Genomic DNA, 19,123 nt, shown 5'->3' with positions numbered 1-19,123 from the left:
ATGACCCTCACGGTCCGGCGCGACGGCGTCACAGGCACCCGCCACATCCTCAAGATCCGCGCCCACGAGATCCCGGTCGACGCCTCGCCCGACGGCGGCGGCGCCGATGCCGGCCCGTCGCCGCACGACCTCTACGATGCCTCGCTGGCGGCCTGCAAGGCCTTGACCGTGCTGATCTATGCGCGGCGCAAGGGCATGCCGATCGAGGAGATCGAGGTCGCGGTCGACCGCGACGACAGCGAGGAGCGCCACGGCGTCTATCGCCTCGACAGCACGCTGCGGGTCACGGGTGAACTGACCGAGGCGCAACGCGCCGAACTGCTGCGGGTGGCGGGCAAGTGCCCGGTGCACCGCCTGATGACCGAGGTCAAGACCGAGATCGAGACCCGGCTGGTGTGAACGGGCCTAACCCACCACCACTTCGCTGATCTGCATCACCGGCTGGATGTCGGTGTAGTTGGCGATGTCCGCCAGGATCTCCTTCGCATGCGGCCCGAAGGCGGCCTGGAAAGACTCCACCGAGTCGGCGAAGACATGGCACATGCCGACGTAGGTGGGCGGCTGGCCGGGCGCACCGCCGGCCAGCCCCTTGTCGATCGTGTAGGACTTGCAGGCGTCGCCCATCCGGTTCGCGAGCAGCGGCATGTGCTTGTCGCGGTAGTAGGCGTGGTCGAACCGGGCGCCGGGGGAGAAGGGATACATCACGCTGACCTTGATCATGGGTTCGTCTCTCCTGAAAAAGAACCCGCAAGGTTACGGGATTTCACTCCCCCTGCGAACCCCGATGCGCCCAGCCCGTCGTGTGCTTCTCGACCGCGCTGAACAGTTCGTACATGCCCATCGCCATCGCGCCCACCACCATCAGGCCGGCGAAGGCCAGGCCCATCTGCATCGACGAGCCGGCCGAAATCAGCAGGTAGCCGATGCCTTCGTTGGCGGCGGTCATCTCCGACACCGTGGTGCCGACGAAGGCCAGCGTGATCGCCACCTTGAGCGAGGCGAAGAAGTAGGGCATCGAGCGCGGAAAGCCGATCTTCATGAGCACGTCCCAGCGCTTGGCGCCCAGCACCCGCAGCACGTCCTCGAGTTCGGGCTCCAAGGTCGCCAGGCCGGTCGCGATGTTGACCATGATCGGGAAGAAGCTGATCAGGAAGGCCGTGAGGATCGCCGGTCCGACGCCGATGCCGAACCAGACCACCAGGATCGGCACGAAGGCCGCCTTCGGCAGTGCGTTGAAGGCGGTCATCAGCGGGTACATCGCCGCGTAGGCCAGCCGCGAACTGCCGATCACGAAGCCCAGCAGCACGCCCACCACGATCGCCAGGCCGAAGCCCGCCATCGTGACCCAGAAGGTGCGCCAGGCGTGCCCGGCGATGATTTCCTTGAACTCCCAGAACTGGGTCCAGATTCGCCAGGGGCTCGGGAAGATGAACTCCGAGACGCCGAAGCCCGAGCAGATGATCTGCCACAGCACGATGACCGCGACCAGCAGCAGCCAGGGCGACCAGCGTTCGATTTGCTTGTTGTTCTTCATGAATGGCTCATTGCGGGATCGCGGCGGTGGCGATGGCCTGGCTGCGAATGGCGCCGATGTGGCCGCGCAGTTCGTGCACGATGTCGGTGAACTCCTTGGTGTAGGTCAGTTCCAGCTCGCGCGGGCGCGGCAGGTCGATCTCGCGCTTGACTACGAAGCGGCCCGGGCTCTTGCTCATGACGTAGACCGTGTCGGCCAGGAACACCGACTCGCGCAGGTCGTGCGTCACCAGGATCACGTTGAACTGCTGCTCGGTCCAGAGGTCGCGCAGGATGCACCAGAGCTCTTCGCGCGTGAAGGCGTCGAGCGCGCCGAATGGCTCGTCGAGCAGCAGCATCTTGGGCTCGTGGATCAGCGCCCGGCAGATGCTCGCGCGCTGCTGCATGCCGCCCGAGAGCTGCCACGGGAACTTGTCCTCGTAGCCGCCCAGGCCGACCTTCTGCAGCAGCCTGCGGGCCCGCTCGACGTATTCCCTGCGCTTCGCCTTGAAGGTCGAGCGGTAGGGCTCGACGATCTCCAGCGGCAGCAGCACGTTGTCGACCGTGGTGCGCCAGGGCAGCAGCGACGGCGCCTGGAAGGCCATGCCCGAGATCTTCAGCGGCCCCGTCACCGGTTGGCCATCGATCCGGATCTTGCCCATCGAGGGCATCCGAAGCCCGGTCGTGAGCTTCATGAAGGTCGACTTGCCGCAGCCCGAGGGCCCGACGATGGCGATGAACTCGCCGCGCTGGACCTTCAGGTCGATCGCCTCGACCGCGAAGTGGTTGGCCCGCAGCAGTTCCTCGTTGTAGGCGAGCCAGACGTCCTGGAAATCGACGAAGGGCGCGTTGGCGTTCTCCGCCATCACTTGCGGAGAATGTTCAGTTCTGCGGCGGGCGGCAGCAGCGAACCATTCCACACCGCATCTGGGTTCACGCGGGTCTTGGTCCCGAAAGCGTCCGACACCTGCGACGCCATCAGCGACAGCCGGCCGGCGTTGACCTGGCCGAAGCCCTCGGCGCGGGCGTCGGGCGTGTTGACCACTGTGTCGATCGCGAGCTTGAGGCGGCGCGTCTCGAGTTCGCTGTTGACGATGCCGTCGCGCGCCTTGATCGATTCGATCGCGACCGCCGGGTTGGCGATCACGTCCTTGGCGCCCTTGGTGAAGGCCGAGAGGAAGGCCTTGACGGCCGCCGGGTTCTCCTTGATGAGCTTGGGCGAGGCGATGATCGCGTTGCCGTAGAGCTTCACGCCGAAGTCGGGGTAGGGCAGGATCACGATGTCGGCCGCCTTGGCGCCGCGCGCCTCGAGGTTGAGCAGCGACGTGAAGGTGAAGCCCGTGATGGCGTCGATGTCGCCGCGCAGCAGCATGGTCTCGCGCAGGGTCGGGTCCATCGCGGTCCAGTTCACCGCGCCGATGTTGTTGGCCTTGGCGAAGATCGGGAAGGCGCGGCGGCCGGCATCGAACACCGGGGCGCCGAGCTTCTTGCCCGTCAGGTCGGTGGGCTTCGCGATGCCGCTCTTCTTGAGCGCCATGACCGAGGCCGGCGTGTTGTTGTAGACCATCATCACCGCCACCGGCTTGTTCGGGCTGTCGGGGTTGTTGGCGTGGAACTCCATCAGCGCCGCGAGGTCGGCGAAGCCCATGTCGTAGGCGCCCGAGGCCACCCGCGTGACCGCGCCGCCCGAGCCGTTGCCGGCGTCGACCGTGACATCGAGCCCGCTGGCCTTGAAGTAGCCCTTGGCGGCCGGGTGCGTGAAGAAGGCCCCGGGTCCCTCGAAGCGCCAGTCCAGCTGGAACTTGATCGGCGTCGTCTGCGCATGCGCAGTGCCCAGCCCGAAGCTGAGGGCGGAGGCGGCGAGGAAGGTCTGGAGCAGATGGCGCTTGTTCATTCAGGAATTCCATGAAAGGGTGGATGCACGGGATTCAAGCAAAAACGGTGCCGGCACGCACTTGGTGCGAACCCTCTCGATGTCTCCATGCGGGTGCATGCGGTAACTGCGGGTTTCCACCCGCCAGAGGAGAACGCACGAAAAAACGCCCCGCCGCGTGCACCGCGGCGGGGCGTCCAAATTGGTGTGGAGATCAGCGCGTCGAGTTGGCGTCGGCCACCGCCAGCGCGGTCATGTTGACCACCCGGCGCACCGTCGACGACGGCGTCAGGATATGGGCCGAGCCCTGCGCGCCCATCAGGATCGGGCCGACGGTCACGCCGTTGCCGCCAGTCATCTTGAGCACGTTGAACAGGATGTTCGCGGCGTCGAGGTTCGGGCAGATCAGCAGGTTGGCCTCGCCCGTGAGCTGGGTCTCGGGCAGCGCCTTGCGCCGCACGTCTTCGGACAGGGCGGCGTCGCCGTGCATCTCGCCGTCGCATTCGATGTCGGGCGCCATCTTGGCGAACAGGTCGCGGGCCAGTCGCATCTTGCGCGCCGAGGCGCGTTCCGAAGAGCCGAAGTTGGAATGCGACAGGAACGCGACCTTGGGCGGCAGGCCGAAGCGGCGCACCTCGTCGGCGGCCATCATGGCGATGTTGGCCAGGGTCTCTGCGCTCGGGTCTTCATGGACGTTGGTGTCGGCGATGAAGAGGGTGTACTTCTCGAGCGTGAGCGCATTGAGCGTCGCGAAGCCCGGCGCGCCGCGCTTCAGGCCCAGCACCTGGTTCAGGATCTTCAGGTGGCTGTCGAAGCGCCCCACCAGGCCGCACAGCATCGCGTCGGCGTCGCCCAGGTGCAGCATCAGCGAGGCGATGGTGGTGTTGGAGCGCCTCACCATGGCCTTCGAGGCCTCGGGCGTGATGCCGCGCCGGCCCATGATCTGGTGGTAGGTCTCCCAGTAGGTGCGAAAGCGCGGATCGTCCTCGGGATCGACGCACTCGACCTCCTTGCCCAGGGTGATGTGCAGGCCGGCCTTCTTGATGCGGGCCTCGATGACCGCCGGGCGCCCGATCAGGATCGGCTTGGCCAGCCCCTCGTCGACCGCCAGCTGGGCGGCGCGCAGCACGCGGTCGTCCTCGCCTTCGGCGTAGGCCACGCGCTTGTGGCTCGCCACCTTGGCGGCACTGAACACCGGCCGCATGAACATGCCGGTCTGGTAGACGAAGCGGGTCAGGTGCTGGCGGTAGGTGTCGAGGTCTTCGATGGGCCGCGTCGCCACGCCCGAGGCCTGCGCCGCCTTGGCGACCGCGGGCGCGATGCGCAGGATCAGCCGCGAGTCGAAGGGCTTGGGGATGATGTAGTCGGGCCCGAACGCGAGTTCCTGGCCGGCGTAGGCGGTGGCCACTTCCTCGCTGATGTCGGCCTTGGTGAGATCGGCGATCTCGCGCACGCAGGCCAGCTTCATTTCCTCGGTGATCTTGCTGGCGCCGCAATCGAGCGCGCCGCGGAAGATGTAGGGGAAGCACAGCACGTTGTTGACCTGGTTCGGATAGTCCGAGCGGCCGGTGGCGATGATGCAGTCGGGGCGCACGGCCTTGGCCAGTTCAGGCCGGATCTCGGGCTCGGGGTTGGCCAGCGCCAGGATGATCGGCTGGCTGCCCATGCTCTTGACCATGTCCTGGTCGACCACGCCGGGCGCCGAGCAGCCGAGGAAGACGTCGGCGTTCTTCATGACATCGGCCAGGGTGCGGTCGCCGGTGTCCTTCTGGGCGTAGCGTGTCTTGGAGTCGTCGAAACCGCCGGGCCGGCCGATGTAGATCAGGCCCTTGGAGTCGACCGCGAAGATGTTGGCCGGCTTGGCGCCCAGGCCGACCATGACGTCGAGGCAGGCGATGGCGGCGGCGCCGGCACCCGAGACGGCGATCTTGACGTCCTCGATCTTCTTGCCGACGAGTTCCAGGCCGTTGAGCAGCGCGGCCGCCGAGATGATCGCGGTGCCGTGCTGGTCGTCGTGGAACACCGGGATGTTCATGCGCTCGCGCAGCTTCTTCTCGATGTAGAAGCACTCGGGTGCCTTGATGTCCTCGAGGTTGATGCCGCCCAGCGTCGGCTCGAGCGCCGCGATGATCTCGACCAGCTTGTCGGGGTCGTTCTCGGCCAGTTCGATGTCGAAGACATCGATGCCGGCGAACTTCTTGAACAGGCAGCCCTTGCCCTCCATCACCGGCTTGCTGGCCAGCGGGCCGATGTTGCCCAGGCCGAGCACGGCGGTGCCGTTGGTGACCACGCCCACCAGGTTGCCGCGCGAGGTGTACTCCGCCGCCAGCGAGGGGTCGGCCTCGATGTCCAGGCAAGGATAGGCCACGCCGGGCGAATAGGCCAACGACAGGTCGCGCTGGTTCAGCAGCGGCTTGGTCGGCGAGATCGATATCTTGCCCTTGACGGGCGATCGGTGATATTCCCGCGCGGCATCTCGCAATGCTTCTTCGGCGGGGGAGAGGGTGTTTGCCATCGGTGTCTCCTTGCTGTCTTGGCTCAGGGTAGAGGCTACCCCAAAGTTCGCTCTCGGAGGTGGTTTGGTGGGTGGGTTCGGGAAAGCGTGGGGGGTGTTGGAGGCGTGTGCGCTGGGGGAGGCCCGGCAAGCGGTGCGGGCCGGGCTTGGGGGTGTTCAAAGCACAGCGGCGTCTCCAACGCCGATGCAACCCCGACGTCTCAGCGGTGGTGGGCGGTATGCGCCGGGTCGGCCGTTGAGGCACCGCCGAGCAGCGGAGTGGCAGGCGGATCAGGGCCGCGCGTGTTTGAGCGCAACGCAGTGGAGCGAGTCTGCGCGGACCCCGCCTGTCGCGAGCAGCGCAGGGCAGCCGCGAAGCGGCCGGTGACGTCGGCCGGCCCGGCGCATACCGCCCACCACCGCCGCCCCTGTCCGTCAACCAGCGTCAGGCGCCACAGGATGCTGCGCCATCGCCTCCAGCGCCCGCACCAGTGCCGAGTGGTCCTCCTGCCCGTACCCCAGCGCAGAGCATGCGTTCATCAACTGCGCCGCACTCGCAGTCTGCGGCAGCGCCACCCCCAGCGCACGCGCCCCTTGCAGCGCCAGGTTCAGATCCTTCTGGTGCAAGGCGATGCGGAACCCCGGTGCGAAGGTGCGCTTGATCATGCGCTCGCCGTGCACCTCGAGGATGCGCGACGACGCGAAGCCGCCCATCAATGCCTGCCGCACCTTCGCCGGATCGGCGCCGGCCTTGGAGGCGAACACCAGCGCCTCGCCAACCGCCGCGATGTTGAGCGCCACGATGATCTGGTTGGCCACCTTGCAGACCTGCCCGTCGCCGACGTTGCCGACCAGCGTGATGTTCTTGCCCATCTTTTCGAGCAAGGGCCGCACGCGCCCGAACGTGCCTTCGTCGCCGCCGCACATGATCGTGAGGCTTGCTGCCTTCGCGCCCACCTCGCCGCCAGAGACCGGCGCATCGACGTAGCCGCAGCCCAGACCGATGATCCGCTGCGCGAAGTCCTTGGTCGCGATCGGATCGATCGAGCTGCAATCGACCACCACCTTGCCCTTGGACAAGCCTGCGGCCACGCCGCCTTCGCCGAACAGCACCTTCTCGACGTCCGGCGTGTCCGGCACCATGATGAAGACGATGTCCGCCTGCCGCGCCACCTCGGTGGCCGACGCGCAGACCTTGGCCCGCGAAGCGAACGGCTGCGGCACATCGCCGCGCGTGTTCACGAAGAGCGCATGGCCGGCGTCGAGCAGGTGGCCCGCCATCGGCGCACCCATGATGCCGAGGCCGATGAAGCCGATTTTTTGTGCGTTCGTTTGCGTCATGTCGCGAGATGTCCTTGTCTTCGGTCTTTGGTTATTGGGTCAGCGCCGTGCGCCATCCGAGGCCGTCGAGCGTCGTGCCGCGCGGCTTGTATTCGCAGCCGATCCACCCGGCATAGCCCAGCGAATCGATGTGCCTGAAGAGCCACGGGTAGTTGATCTCGCCCGTGCCCGGTTCGCCGCGCCCCGGGTTGTCGGCCAGCTGGATGTGGCCGATCCGGGCGATGTTCCGGGCCAGCGTGTTGCCGAGTTCGCCCTCCATGCGCTGCGCGTGGTAGATGTCGTACTGCACCCGCAGGTTGGGCGAGCCGACCTCGTCGATCAGTGCCAGCGCCTGGTCGGTGCGGTTCAGGTAGAAGCCCGGGATGTCGAAGGTGTTGATCGGCTCGATCAGCAGCCGGATGCCGGCGCCCAGCAACTCCTTCGATGCGAAGCGCAGGTTGTCGACCACCACCTTGCGCGCATCCGCATGCGTCACCCCTTCGGGCAGCTTGCCGAGCAGGCAGTTGACCTGCGGGCAGCCGAGTGCCGTGGCGTAGTCGATCGCGCGCGCCACGCCTTCGCGGAACTCGCCCACGCGGTCCGGATGGCAGCCGATGCCGCGCTCGCCCGCATCCCAGTTGCCGGCCGGCAGGTTGTGCAGCACCTGCGCCAGGCCGTTGTCGCGCAGGGCGGCGGCCAGCTCCTTCTTTTCGTAGGCGTAGGGGAACAGGTATTCGACGGCCTTGAAGCCGGCCTTGGCGGCGGCCTCGAAGCGCTGCATGAAGGGCAGCTCGGTGAACAGCATCGTGAGGTTGGCTGCGAACTTGGGCATGTGTTTGTCTCCTCTTCAGTCGTCTCTAGTGAGTCGTCTCAGTCCAACATCGCGGCCGCGATCGCCGTCGGTGCGTCCTCGGCGCTTTCGGCCAGCGCCTCGAATTCGTTGATGGCATCGATCTCGGTGCCCATCGCGATGTTGGTCACGCGCTCGAGCATCACCTCGATCACCACCGGCACGCCGAACTCGGCCATCAGCTGCTCGGCGCGCTGGATCGCCGGCGTCATCTCTTCCTGCTTGTAGACCCGGATCGCCTTGCAGCCCAGGCCCTCGACCACCTTCATGTGGTCGACGCCATAACTGCGCTCGACGCCGGCATCCTCGGCCGCGTTGATGTTGTCAAAGCCGAGCTGCACGCAGTAGTCCATCTCGAAGCCGCGCTGCGCCTGGCGGATCAGCCCGAGGTAGGAGTTGTTGACCACGATGTGGATGTAGGGCAGCTTGAACTGCGCGCCCACGGCCAGCTCCTCGATCATGAACTGGAAGTCGTAGTCGCCCGAGAGCGCGACGATCTTGCGGGTCGGGTCGGCCGCGCGAACGCCCAGCGCCGCCGGAATGGTCCAGCCCAATGGGCCGGCCTGGCCGCAATTGATCCAGTGGCGCGGGTTGTACACGTGCAGGAACTGCGCCGCCGCAATCTGCGACAGGCCGATGGTGCTCACATAGCAGGTGTCGTGGCTGAAGTTGTTGTTCATGCACTGGTACACGCGCTGCGGCTTCATCGGCACGTCGGCGAAGTTGGTCTTGCGCAGCATCGTCTTCTTGCGTCCGCGGCACTCGCCGGCCCATTCGCCGCGGTCGGGCAGCTGGCCCTTCGCCTTCATCTCCTCGGCCACCTGCACGAAGAGTTCGAGCGCCGCCCTGGCGTCCGACACGATGCCGAAGTCGGGCGTGAAGACGCGGCCGATCTGGGTCGGCTCGATGTCGACGTGCACGAAGGTGCGGCCCTTGGTGTAGACCTCGACCGAGCCGGTATGGCGGTTGGCCCAGCGGTTGCCGATGCCGAGCACGAAGTCCGACGCCAGCATGGTCGCGTTGCCGTAGCGGTGGCTGGTCTGCAGGCCGCACATGCCGGCCATCAGCGGATGGTCATCGGGGATCGCGCCCCAGGCCATCAGGGTCGGGATCACCGGCACGCCGGTGGCTTCGGCGAAGCGAACCAGCAGGTCGCTGGCGTCGGCGTTGATGACGCCGCCGCCGGCGACGATCAAGGGCCGTTCGGCGGCATTCAGCATCGCCAGCGCCTTCTCGACCTGGGCCCGCGTGGCGGCCGGCTTGTAGGGTGTAAGCGGCTCGTAGCTGTCGATGTCGAACTCGATCTGCGCCATCTGGACGTCGAAGGGCAGGTCGATCAACACCGGGCCGGGGCGGCCCGAGCGCATCAGGTGGAAGGCCTGCTGGAACACCTGCGGCACCTGGCCCGGCTCGCGCACCGTGACCGACCACTTGGTGACCGGCTTGGAGATCGACTCGATGTCGACCGCCTGGAAATCTTCCTTGTAGAGCCGGGCGCGCGGCGCCTGGCCGGTGATGCACAGGATCGGGATCGAATCGGCCCAGGCCGAGTAGAGGCCCGTGATCATGTCGGTGCCGGCCGGCCCCGAGGTGCCGATGCACACGCCGATGTTGCCGGCCACCGCGCGGGTGTAGCCCTCGGCCATGTGCGAGGCGCCCTCGACGTGGCGCGCGAGGATGTGGGCGATGCTGCCCTGCTTGCGCAAGGCGGAATACAGCGGATTGATGGCGGCGCCGGGAACGCCGAAGGCCTGGGTCACGCCTTCCTTTTCCATCACGAGCACGGCGGCCTGGGCCGCGGTCATCTTTGCCATGCGAGTCTCCTTGGGTTGGACTCGACTGTAGGAATTCGGGCCGGTTTGCAGAAGACGGCCCGCGGCCATAAAGCCTATTCCTGGGTGGAATAACTGGCTACCATCCGGGGATGGACCGATTGCTGGCGATGGAGATGTTCGTGCGCGTGGTGGAGACCGGCAGCTTCTCCAAGGCGGCGCGCGAGTTCAACACCACCCAGCCCACCGTCACCAAGCAGGTCGCGGCCACCGAGGCCCGTCTCGGGGCCCGGCTCCTGAACCGCAACACCCGCGGCGTCAGCCTCACCGAAGCGGGCGCGCTCTATTACGAGAAGTGCAAGTCGATCGTGCGCGAGGCCGAGGAGGCCGAGAGCATCGTCAAGCTGCGCCAGTCGCAGGCGCAGGGCCTGCTGCGGATCGGCACCTCGACCGCCTTCGGTCGCCGGGTGGTGGTGCCGCTGGCGCTCGAATTCATGGCCCGGCACCCGCAGGTGCAGGTCGACCTGAGCTTCGAGGATCGCTATGTCGACCTGGTGGCGCAGGGCATCGACGTGGCGATCCGCATGGGCAAGCTGGCCGATTCCTCGCTGGGCGCGCGTTTCCTCGGCATGAATCCATGGGTGATGGTGGCGGCGCCGGCCTATCTCCGGGCCCACGGAACGCCGAAGAAGGCCCAGGACCTGAGCGCCCACGTGGCGCTGATCTACAGCAGCGTGGTGGGCGACGACGTCTGGCACCTGCACACGCCCAAGGGCGAGCCGGTCACGGTGCCGGTGTCGGGCCGACTGCGCTCGAACAACGTGTCGGCCGTGCTGGCCGCCGCGCGGGCCGGCCTCGGCATCGCGCTGATGCCGCGCTACGTGGCGAGCGATTCGCTGGCGTCGGGGCAGGTGAGCGAAGTGCTGGCCGACCATGGGCTGGCCGAGCAGGAGATCCACGCCGTGTTCCCCTCGCCCAAGCTGGTGCCGGGCAAGGTGTCGAGCTTCGTCGCCTTCCTGCAGGGCCGCTTCGGCGAGCAGTGGTGGCTCAATGCGCCTGCGACGCCACCGGAAGATCGGGCAGCACGTTGAGGATCCGCAGCGTCTGCTGCACCACGGCGCTGAACACCGGCGCCGCCACCAGGCCGCCGAAGTACTTGCCGGCGCTCGGCTCGTCGATCATCACCGCGACGATGATGCGCGGCTTGTCGATCGGCGACATGCCGGTGTACCAGGCGCGATACTTGTTGCTCGCATAGCCCTTGCCGACCTGCTTGTGGGCGGTGCCGGTCTTGCCGCCGACCGAATAGCCTTCGGTCTGCGCCAGCGGCGCGGTGCCGCCGGGCGCGGCCGCCATGTGCATCATCTTGCGGACCTGGGCCGCGACCAGCTCCGAGAACACCGGCACGCCGACCGGTGGCTCATGGGTCTTGAGCATGGTGATCGGGATCACCTTGCCGCCGTTGGCGAACGCGGTGTAGGCATGGGCGATCTGGAACAGCGAGGCCGACAGGCCGTAGCCGTACGACATCGTGGCCTGCTCGATCGGGCGCCAGGACTTCCAGGGCCGCAGCCGGCCGGTCACGGCGCCCGGGAACTGGGTCTGCGGCTTCTGCCCGAAGCCGAGCGAGGTGTAGGAATCCCACATCTCCTTGGGCGTCATGCGCTGCGAGATCTTGGTGGCGCCCACGTTGCTCGACTTCTGGATCACCGTCTCGGTGGTCAGGACGCCGAAGTTCTCGTCGTCGTGGATGGTGGCGCCGGCCACCGTGATGCGGCCCGGATTGGTGTCGATCACGGTCTGCGGCGTGATCCGGCCCAACTGCAGCGCGGTCGCCACGGTGATCGGCTTCATCGTCGAGCCGGGTTCGAAGACGTCGGTCATGGCCCGGTTGCGCAGCTGCTCGCCGGTCATCTTGCGGCGGTCGTTGGGGTCGAAGCTCGGGTAGTTGGCCATCGCCAGCAGCTCGCCGGTGGCGGCATCGACCACCACCGCGCTGCCGGCCCTGGCCTTGTTGGCGACCACGGCGTCGCGCAGGGTCTCGTAGGCCACGGCCTGCACCCGGTCGTCCAGGCTCAGCTGGACATCGTGGCCGTCGACCGGCGGCACCTGCTCGCCCAGGTCCTCGACGACCGCGCCGAGCCGGTTCTTGATCACCCGGCGCGAGCCGGCCTTGCCCGACAGTTCCTTGTCGAAGGCCAGCTCGATGCCCTCCTGGCCGACGTCCTCGACGTTGGTGAAGCCGGCCACGTGCGCCGCCGCCTCGCCCTCGGGGTACTGGCGCTTGTACTCGCGGCGCTGGTAGATGCCCTTGATGTCGAGCGCCGCGATCTGCTTGGCGACGCCGTCGTCGACCTGGCGTTTGAGCCAGACGAAGCTCTTGTCCTCGCCGAGCTTGCGCGAGACCTCGGCGACCGGCATGCCGAGCAGTTCGGCGAGCTTCCGGAGCCTCGGCGCCAGCGCCGGGTCGTCCTGGTCGACGTCTTCCGGAATCGCCCAGATGCTGGGCGCCGGCACGTCGGAGGCCAGGATCAGTCCATTGCGGTCGAGGATGTGGCCGCGGCTGGCCGGCAGCTCGAGCGTGCGGGCGTAGCGCGCCTCGCCCTGGTGCTGGAAGAAGTCGTTGTCGATCACCTGCACGTCGATCGCGCGGCCGGCCAGCACGACGAAGCCCAGCGCGATGCCGGCAACGATGAACTTGCTGCGCCAGGCCGGCGTCTTGCTCGCCAGCAAGGGGCTGGTGGCGTAGCGCAGGCTGGGCCCGCTGCGATTCATGGTTCGGGTTCCCTGTCAGGACAATGGGGGCGGCGCGTTGTCGTCGGCTTCGTTCGAGGAGGCGAACAGATCCCAGGCCGCCATGAAGAGCGCCGCGATCACCGGGCCGATCACGAAGCCGTTGATGCCGAACAGCGCGATCCCGCCGATGGTCGACATCAGCACCACGTAGTCGGGCATCTGGGTGTCCTTGCCGACCAGCAGGGGCCGCAGGATGTTGTCGACCAGGCCGATCACGAACACACCGACGAAGATCAGGCCGAGGCCTTTGCCGATGGCGCCGACGGCCAGGAAGTAGATCGCCACCGGACCCCAGATCAGCGCCGCGCCGACCGCCGGCAGCAGCGACAGGAAGGCCATCAGCGCCCCCCAGAGCAGCGAGCCCTGCAGCCCCATCAGCGAGAAGGTCACGCCGCCGATGATCCCCTGCGCCGCTGCCACCGCGACGTTGCCCTTGATGGTGGCGCGGATCACGGTGGTGAACTTGTTCAGCAGGTAGTGGGTGTGCGGCTTGGCCAGCGGCAGCGAGGCGCGGATCGTCTTCGACAGCTCGGCGCCATCGCGCAGCAGGAAGAACAGCAGGTACAGCATGATGCCGAAGCTGATGAGGAATTCGAAAGTGTTCTGGCCGATCGCCACGGCGTGGGTGGCGATCGCCTGGCTGCCCCGGGCGGCCGCCTGCGAGACCTGCTTGATCAGGCCTTCGACGTTGCCGAGGCCGAAGCGGTCGAGCAGGCTCAGCGCCCATTTCGGGATCGCGTTGACCACCTGCTGGAAGTAGCTGGAGAAGCTGATGTCGCCGGAGCGGATCTTCTGCGACAGCAGCGACACTTCCTCGACCAGCGACAGGCTGACCGCGACCAGGGGGATGATCACCACCACCATCGCCATCAGCAGCGTCGTGATGGCGGCCAGGTTGCGCCGGCCGCCCATCTTCTTGAGCAGCCGCCGGTAGATCGGAGTGAACAGGATCGCGAGGGCGAGGCCCCACATCACGGCACCGAAGAAGGGGAAGAGGATCCATCCGAAGGCGATCGTGACGACCGCCAGCAGGAAGAGAAAGGTGCCGCGCTGCAGCGCTGGTGAATTCATAGCCGGATCGACTTTAGCCGAAACCGCCTTCGTTTCAGGGTCGACGCGTGTCAGCGGATGCCGCGAGGCAGTGCGACCGGCGCCAGCGTGCTGCGCAGGCGTTCGTCGGCGTCGGGCTGCGGCGGGGCCTCGACCTGCAGCGCCTGCTCGACGTTGCCGATGTGGTCGAGCATCAGCTGCCGGGCGTGGGGCGTGTCGCCGGCTTCCAGCGCGGCCACGATCGCGGCGTGCTCGGCGCAGGACTCGACCGCTTCGTGCCGCGACTGGAAGAGGGTGGCCGCCAGGGTGGTGCGTGCGGTCAGGTCGCGCAGCACGTCGCACAGCAGGCGGTGGCCCATCTGGTCGGCCAGGCAGACGTGGAAGTCAGCCAGCAGAAAGGCGCGGGTGGCGGCGTCGGCGCCGGCGATGGCGCGCTGCTCGTCGGCGATGTGCTCGCGCAGCTTGCGGATCACCTTGGCGAGCGGCCGGCCGGCTTCGGCCAGGATGCCGGCTTCGACGATGCGGCGGGCGGCGAAGGCGTCGCGTGCCTCGTCGGCCGAGGGTTCGACCACGTACCAGCCGCGCCGCGACTGGACCTCGACAAAGCCGCGCGCCTGCAATTGCATCAGCGCCTCGCGCACCATGGTCCGGCTGACGCCGAAGTTCTCGGCCAGGGCCTGCTCGCCGAGCCGCTCCCCGGGTGCCAGCTTTTGCGCCAGGATGGCTTCGACCACGCGCTCGGCGATGTGGGTGGGCGTGACGTCGGTCATCGGCGGGTCAATGGGTGGCCGGGATGGCGGCCGGCGAGCCCGGATCGGCCAAGGGCTCGTCTTCGGGCGAGTGCGTGCCGTTGAGCACCGCATGGGCCCGTTCGCGGTCGATGTCGCCCTCCCAGGCGGCGATCGCCACGGTGGCCACGCAGTTGCCGATCAGGTTGCCGAGCGCGCGGGCGATGCCCATGAACCAGTCGACCGACAGCACCAGCACCAGCCCGATGGCGGGGATCGCGGGGATCGCGTGCAAGGTGGCGGCCAGCACCACGATGGCCGAGCCCGGCACGCCGTGCGCGCCCTTGGAGGTGACCAGCGCGATCGCGAGGATGGTCAGCAGGTCGGCCATCGAGATCGGCGTATTGGTGGCCTGGGCGATGAACACCGCGGCCAGCGTGATGTAGATCGAGAAGGCGTCGAGGTTGAACGAGTAGCCGGTCGGAATCACCAGGCCCACGGTCGAGTCGCGGATGCCCATGTGGCGCAGCTTGGCCATGATCTGCGGCAGCACGCTGTCGGAGGAGGTGGTGGCGAAGACGATGGTGAGCTCTTCGCGCAGGTAGCGCAGCAGCTTGACCAGGCTGAAGCCCGACAGGCGCATCACGAGCCCGAGCACCACGAAGACGAACAGCAGCACCGCGACATAGAACAGCGCCACCAGCATGCCCAGCTGCTTGAGCGAGCCGATGCCGTACTGCCCGACCGTGAACGCGATGGCGCCCAGCACGCCCAGCGGCGCCAGCTTGATGATGATGCCCATGATCTTGAACAGCACCAGCGAGAGCGCATCGACCACCTGCGCCACCGGGCGGCCGCGTTCGCCGAGCAAGGTCAGCGCGCAGCCGAACAGCACCGCGAACAGCAGCACCTGCAGCACGTCGCCGGTTGCGAAGGCGTTGACCACCGTGGTCGGGATCAGCTTCATCAGGAACTCGACCGTGCCGCCGCTGGTGAGCTTGTCGGCGGTCGAGGCATAGGCGCTCATGGCCGCCGGGTCGAGCTTGGACGGGTCGACGTTCATGCCGACGCCGGGCTTGAAGACGAAGGCCAGCACCAGCCCGAGCGCCAGGGCGACGGTGGTCAGCACCTCGAAGTAGACCAGCGCCTTGACCCCGACGCGGCCGACGCGCCGGAGGTCGCCGGCGCCCGAGATGCCGTGCACCACGACGCAGAACACCAGCACCGGGATGATCATCTTGATCAGCTTGATGAAGCCATCGCCCAGAGGCTTGAGCTTGACGGCGAAGTCCGGGAAGAACAGGCCCGCCACGACGCCGAGCACCAGCGCGATGACCACCTGACCGAAAAGCGATTTGGCGAAACGTGGCATGAAGATTCCCCATGAAGGTTTGCATGCAAGCTGCACGTTGTCTTGCATACAAGCAATGTAGGCAAGATTCGAAGGGGAGTGTTTGAGGGTATTCCCGGGGCCTGCAGGCGGCAATGCCCTCCGTGCGAGCAGCCCGACGCCGACTTCCAGGGCGCTCCTTTCGCCCGTTATGGATTCAGAAACCAGCCTGGCTCACATCAACTGCCACCGCAGCACCGGTTTTGGCCCGATTCATGACCACCAGCGAATTGAACAACTTCACGTTGCCGGCCTTGAAGAACAGTTCGCGCGTGAGGGCCACGTATTGATCCATCGAGCGGACGAGGAAGACAAGGATGAAGTCCCATTCGCCAGCCACGTAGTAGCACTGCTGTACTTGCGGGCAAGCGACGAATCGCCGCTGCATCTCGTCGAGCAGGTCGACGCGTTCATTCTCGACCTTCACCTCAACCACGACGGTGATGTCATAGCCGAGTGCCTTGGGGCTCAGGCAAGCCGAGCACCGCTCGATCACTCCCTGGGCGCTCAACAGCTTGAGGCGGCGGTTGACCGCTGCGGTCGAGAGGTTTACCAGCTCTCCCAACTCGCTTTGGGAAATTCGCCCGTTGTCCTGAAGCGCGGCCAACAGCAGGAGGTCGTACTTGTCGAGTTTTGCGCTCATGCAGCCACCATTTGCGTCTTCGAGCAGCAGTTGAAGTTGAACATTTTTCAACGTCTATGCGGGATTTTCGAACAAATTCGCAGGCGCGGTGAATACTATTTCGTAGACGACGTAGACGACGTAGACGACGTAGACGACGTAGACGACGTAGACGACGTAGACGACGTAGACGACGTAGACGACGTAGGCGGCCCCAAGGCCGCGGCCCGCTTCAACGTTCTTTGGCTTTGTACCCGGGCGACGACTTCCCCCAACATCACCATCACCATGCTGACCTCCAACCCCCTCGCTGTCCGCGCCCCCTATCCCTCTGCCCTGCGCGCCATCATGAACATCGAATGTGCGGACGAGAGCAGGCGCTGGCTCGCAAGCTGGGACGGGCTCAACGCCGGCGCGACGCCCTTGTACGAACTTTCCGAACTCGCTGCGAGGGCCGGCGTCGCCACGTTGCACGTCAAGGATGAGTCGGTGCGCTCGCCTTTGGGCAGCTTCAAGGCGCTGGGAGCACCCATTGCGCTTGTTCGGCAGGTACTGCGTTTGCACCCGGAGATGCAGGCCAGTGATCTGTTCAACGGCCGACACGGCCATGAACTCCAGGACTACACCGTCATCTCTGCCACGGACGGCAATCACGGCCGTAGCCTGGCCGCTGCGGCGCGCAGCATCGGCTGCCGTTGTGTCATCGTTCTCCATGCGCAGGTGAGCGTCGAGCGCGAGGCCGCCATCGCAGGCTACGGTGCAGACATCGTGCGCATCGCGGGCAACTATGATGAGTCCGTTCAGGAGGCGGCGCGCCTGGCGGCGGCCCGCGGTTGGCAAGTCATCTCTGATACCTCCTACGACGGCTACGAGGAGGTTCCTCGAGATGTGATGCAGGGGTACGGCACTATTGCCGCCGAATTGGCCGAACAGACCCGGGGGAAACCTGCCTTCACCCATGTGTTCCTCCAAGGTGGCGTGGGCGGCCTGGCGGCCGGCATCGCTAGCCACTATTGGGAACGGCATGCAGGTGGTCGCCCCTTCTTTGTGGTCGTCGAGCCTGAACAGGCCGATTGCCTGTTTCAGAGTGCAGTCGCGGGGCGGCCCTCGCGCGCGACCGGCTCGGTGGATTCGGTGATGGCTGGTCTGGCCTGTGGCGAGACCTCTCCGTTGGCCTGGCGTTTTCTCGAGTCAAGCGTCGACGTCTTCATGACCATCGAGGACGCACAGGCCGTCGACGCCATGCGGGTTCTGGCCCAGGGCAGCAAGACAGACATCCCCGTGGTCGCGGGTGAGTCCGGCGCTGCCGGTTTGGCCGCACTGCTGGCCACCCGTACTGATCCCCGGCTGGCCAGTGCGTTGCGGCTGAACCCTGGTTCACACGTCCTCGTGATCAACACAGAAGGGGCGACTGCCCCGTCCGTGTACGAGGAACTCGTCGGTGAATCCGATGCAGGCGTGCTGCAGCGCCAGGCGGCTTGGCTCGATGCGTGAGCTTCCCCTCTCCTTCACATGGAGGTGCAACCGATGAGCAATCCAGAACCCAGCATCCACGAAGCCGAACTGGAGTCCGGATGGGTGCGGTGGCGACACGAATTCCACCGTTTTCCGGAGACCGGATTCAACGAGCGTCGAACGTCCGACAGGGTCGCCCAACTGCTGGAGGCCCTCGGCCTTCAAGTGCACCGAGGCATCGGGGGAACCGGCGTGGTGGCAAGCCTGACCGTCGGCACGGGCCAACGGGTGATCGGCATTCGCGCAGACATGGATGCCCTGGCCATGGGGGAGAACGCACCGGATCGCGCGTACGCATCGGCCAATCAGGGCTGCATGCATGGTTGCGGGCACGATGGTCACATGGCGATGGTGTTGGGCGCCGCGCAATTGCTGACGCACCGGCGTGATTTCGACGGCACCGTGCGCTTCATCTTCCAACCTGCCGAGGAACACGGTCGTGGCGCGGCGGCCATGCTGGCCGATGGCCTGCTCGAGCGCTTCCCTATGAACGAGATCTACGGCGCCCACAACATCCCCGGCATGCCTGCGGGCCAGATCGCGACCCGGTCGGGCGGAATCATGGCCAGCGAAGACAACTTCGTCATCCGCATCACCGGCCGAGGCGGGCATGCAGCCCGACCGCACATGGCCATAGACCCCCTCGTGATCGGCGCAGAAATCGTTCTGATGCTGCAAACCATCGTCGCGCGCACCATCGATCCTCAGCACCCCGCCGTGGTCTCTTGCACCGAGTTCCACACCGACGGCATCCGCAATGCGATTCCCACTGAGGTGGTCATCAAGGGAGACACCAGAAGCTACTCCGCCGAGGTTCAGGCCTTGCTGGAGAAGCAGATGCGGCAGCTTTGCGAGGGCATTGCTGCTGCCCATGGTGCCAATTGCACCGTCGAGTACACCCACGAGTTCGCGCCCACGGTGAACTGGCCGGAGTGCGTCGAGGTCGCGGTGCGGGCGGCTCAGGCCGTCGTAGGAGCGGATCGGGTGACGGCAAGCGTGCCACCCATGATGATCTCCGAGGACTTTGGCGGGTTCCTGCGCGTCATCCCCGGCGCCTTCGTTTTCATTGGCAATGGCGACGGCGATGGTCCTGGTGCGGTCCCGCTTCACAATGCCAAGTACGACTTCAACGACGCCATCCTGCCCGTTGGGGCACGCTACTTCGCGGAACTGGCGCGCCAGCGGCTGGCCGCCTGATTTC

The 19,123-nt window shown here is 66.6% G+C and carries 17 protein-coding genes; 4 read left to right on the top strand and 13 right to left on the bottom strand.

Going from position 1 to position 19,123, the window contains the following annotated elements; translation table 11 throughout:
- A complete protein-coding gene (locus QTI17_RS26810) occupies positions 1 to 399 on the top strand; it encodes an OsmC family protein (protein ID WP_286536714.1) in 399 nt (132 codons plus the stop codon).
- Between the two features lie 6 nt (positions 400 to 405).
- Here QTI17_RS26810 and QTI17_RS26805 read toward each other — a convergent pair whose 3' ends face one another.
- The 8 genes from QTI17_RS26805 to gcl form a co-directional block, all read right to left on the bottom strand.
- Positions 406 to 720, bottom strand: coding sequence for an EthD family reductase (locus QTI17_RS26805; RefSeq protein ID WP_286369268.1), 315 nt, complete (start codon positions 718 to 720; stop codon positions 406 to 408).
- Positions 721 to 763: 43 nt separating this feature from the next.
- Entirely contained in the window at positions 764 to 1,534 is a 771-nt protein-coding gene (locus tag QTI17_RS26800) for an ABC transporter permease (RefSeq protein ID WP_286369269.1), read from the bottom strand.
- Positions 1,535 to 1,541: 7 nt separating this feature from the next.
- Positions 1,542 to 2,378, bottom strand: a complete 837-nt coding sequence (locus QTI17_RS26795; protein WP_286536713.1) for an ABC transporter ATP-binding protein — start codon at positions 2,376 to 2,378, stop codon at positions 1,542 to 1,544.
- Positions 2,378 to 3,406: an ABC transporter substrate-binding protein gene (locus tag QTI17_RS26790; RefSeq protein ID WP_286536712.1), complete on the bottom strand. Its 1,029-nt coding sequence runs from the start codon at positions 3,404 to 3,406 to the stop codon at positions 2,378 to 2,380. The genes QTI17_RS26795 and QTI17_RS26790 overlap by 1 nt, the downstream gene beginning before the upstream one ends.
- Positions 3,407 to 3,599: 193 nt before the next feature.
- Positions 3,600 to 5,900: an NADP-dependent malic enzyme gene (locus QTI17_RS26785; protein WP_286536711.1), complete on the bottom strand. Its 2,301-nt coding sequence runs from the start codon at positions 5,898 to 5,900 to the stop codon at positions 3,600 to 3,602.
- A gap of 414 nt (positions 5,901 to 6,314) precedes the next feature.
- Positions 6,315 to 7,220 (bottom strand): 2-hydroxy-3-oxopropionate reductase, encoded by a 906-nt coding sequence (locus QTI17_RS26780; protein ID WP_286536710.1) that lies wholly within the window; start codon positions 7,218 to 7,220, stop codon positions 6,315 to 6,317.
- A 31-nt stretch (positions 7,221 to 7,251) separates the two neighbouring features.
- Positions 7,252 to 8,031, bottom strand: a complete 780-nt coding sequence (hyi, locus tag QTI17_RS26775; protein WP_286523232.1) for a hydroxypyruvate isomerase — start codon at positions 8,029 to 8,031, stop codon at positions 7,252 to 7,254.
- Between the two features lie 38 nt (positions 8,032 to 8,069).
- Positions 8,070 to 9,863 carry a glyoxylate carboligase gene (gene gcl / locus QTI17_RS26770; protein ID WP_286536709.1) on the bottom strand — a complete coding sequence of 598 codons (1,794 nt, stop codon included), beginning with the start codon at positions 9,861 to 9,863 and terminating at the stop codon, positions 8,070 to 8,072.
- 110 nt (positions 9,864 to 9,973) lie between these two features.
- Here gcl and QTI17_RS26765 point away from each other — a divergent pair, with 110 nt between their 5' ends.
- Positions 9,974 to 10,912 (top strand): LysR family transcriptional regulator, encoded by a 939-nt coding sequence (locus tag QTI17_RS26765; protein ID WP_286536708.1) that lies wholly within the window; start codon positions 9,974 to 9,976, stop codon positions 10,910 to 10,912.
- Here QTI17_RS26765 and QTI17_RS26760 read toward each other — a convergent pair.
- From QTI17_RS26760 to QTI17_RS26740, 5 genes are all read right to left on the bottom strand, one after another.
- On the bottom strand, positions 10,869 to 12,596 hold the full coding sequence (locus QTI17_RS26760) for a peptidoglycan D,D-transpeptidase FtsI family protein (protein ID WP_286536707.1): 1,728 nt from the start codon (positions 12,594 to 12,596) through the stop codon (positions 10,869 to 10,871). The genes QTI17_RS26765 and QTI17_RS26760 overlap by 44 nt on opposite strands.
- A gap of 15 nt (positions 12,597 to 12,611) precedes the next feature.
- Positions 12,612 to 13,688, bottom strand: coding sequence for an AI-2E family transporter (locus QTI17_RS26755; protein ID WP_286536706.1), 1,077 nt, complete (start codon positions 13,686 to 13,688; stop codon positions 12,612 to 12,614).
- Positions 13,689 to 13,738: 50 nt separating this feature from the next.
- Entirely contained in the window at positions 13,739 to 14,437 is a 699-nt protein-coding gene (locus QTI17_RS26750) for a GntR family transcriptional regulator (RefSeq protein ID WP_286536705.1), read from the bottom strand.
- A gap of 7 nt (positions 14,438 to 14,444) precedes the next feature.
- Complete coding sequence (locus QTI17_RS26745; RefSeq protein ID WP_286536704.1) at positions 14,445 to 15,767, bottom strand: C4-dicarboxylate transporter DctA; 1,323 nt, start codon at positions 15,765 to 15,767, stop codon at positions 14,445 to 14,447.
- Between the two features lie 175 nt (positions 15,768 to 15,942).
- A complete protein-coding gene (locus tag QTI17_RS26740) occupies positions 15,943 to 16,428 on the bottom strand; it encodes an Lrp/AsnC family transcriptional regulator (protein ID WP_286536703.1) in 486 nt (161 codons plus the stop codon).
- Positions 16,429 to 16,695: 267 nt separating this feature from the next.
- On the opposite strand from QTI17_RS26740, the gene QTI17_RS26735 reads away from it, so the two are divergent.
- Complete coding sequence (locus tag QTI17_RS26735) at positions 16,696 to 17,901, top strand: diaminopropionate ammonia-lyase (protein ID WP_286536702.1); 1,206 nt, start codon at positions 16,696 to 16,698, stop codon at positions 17,899 to 17,901.
- Positions 17,902 to 17,934: 33 nt separating this feature from the next.
- Positions 17,935 to 19,119 (top strand): M20 aminoacylase family protein, encoded by a 1,185-nt coding sequence (locus tag QTI17_RS26730; RefSeq protein ID WP_286536701.1) that lies wholly within the window; start codon positions 17,935 to 17,937, stop codon positions 19,117 to 19,119.
- Positions 19,120 to 19,123: the final 4 nt, after the last annotated feature.

The sequence above is a fragment of the Variovorax sp. J31P179 genome (genome assembly GCF_030316985.1).
Taxonomy (GTDB): Bacteria; Pseudomonadota; Gammaproteobacteria; order Burkholderiales; family Burkholderiaceae_C; genus Variovorax; species Variovorax ginsengisoli_B.
Note: the sequence above shows the minus strand (reverse complement) of the source record. Positions and strands in the feature narration are given on the sequence as shown.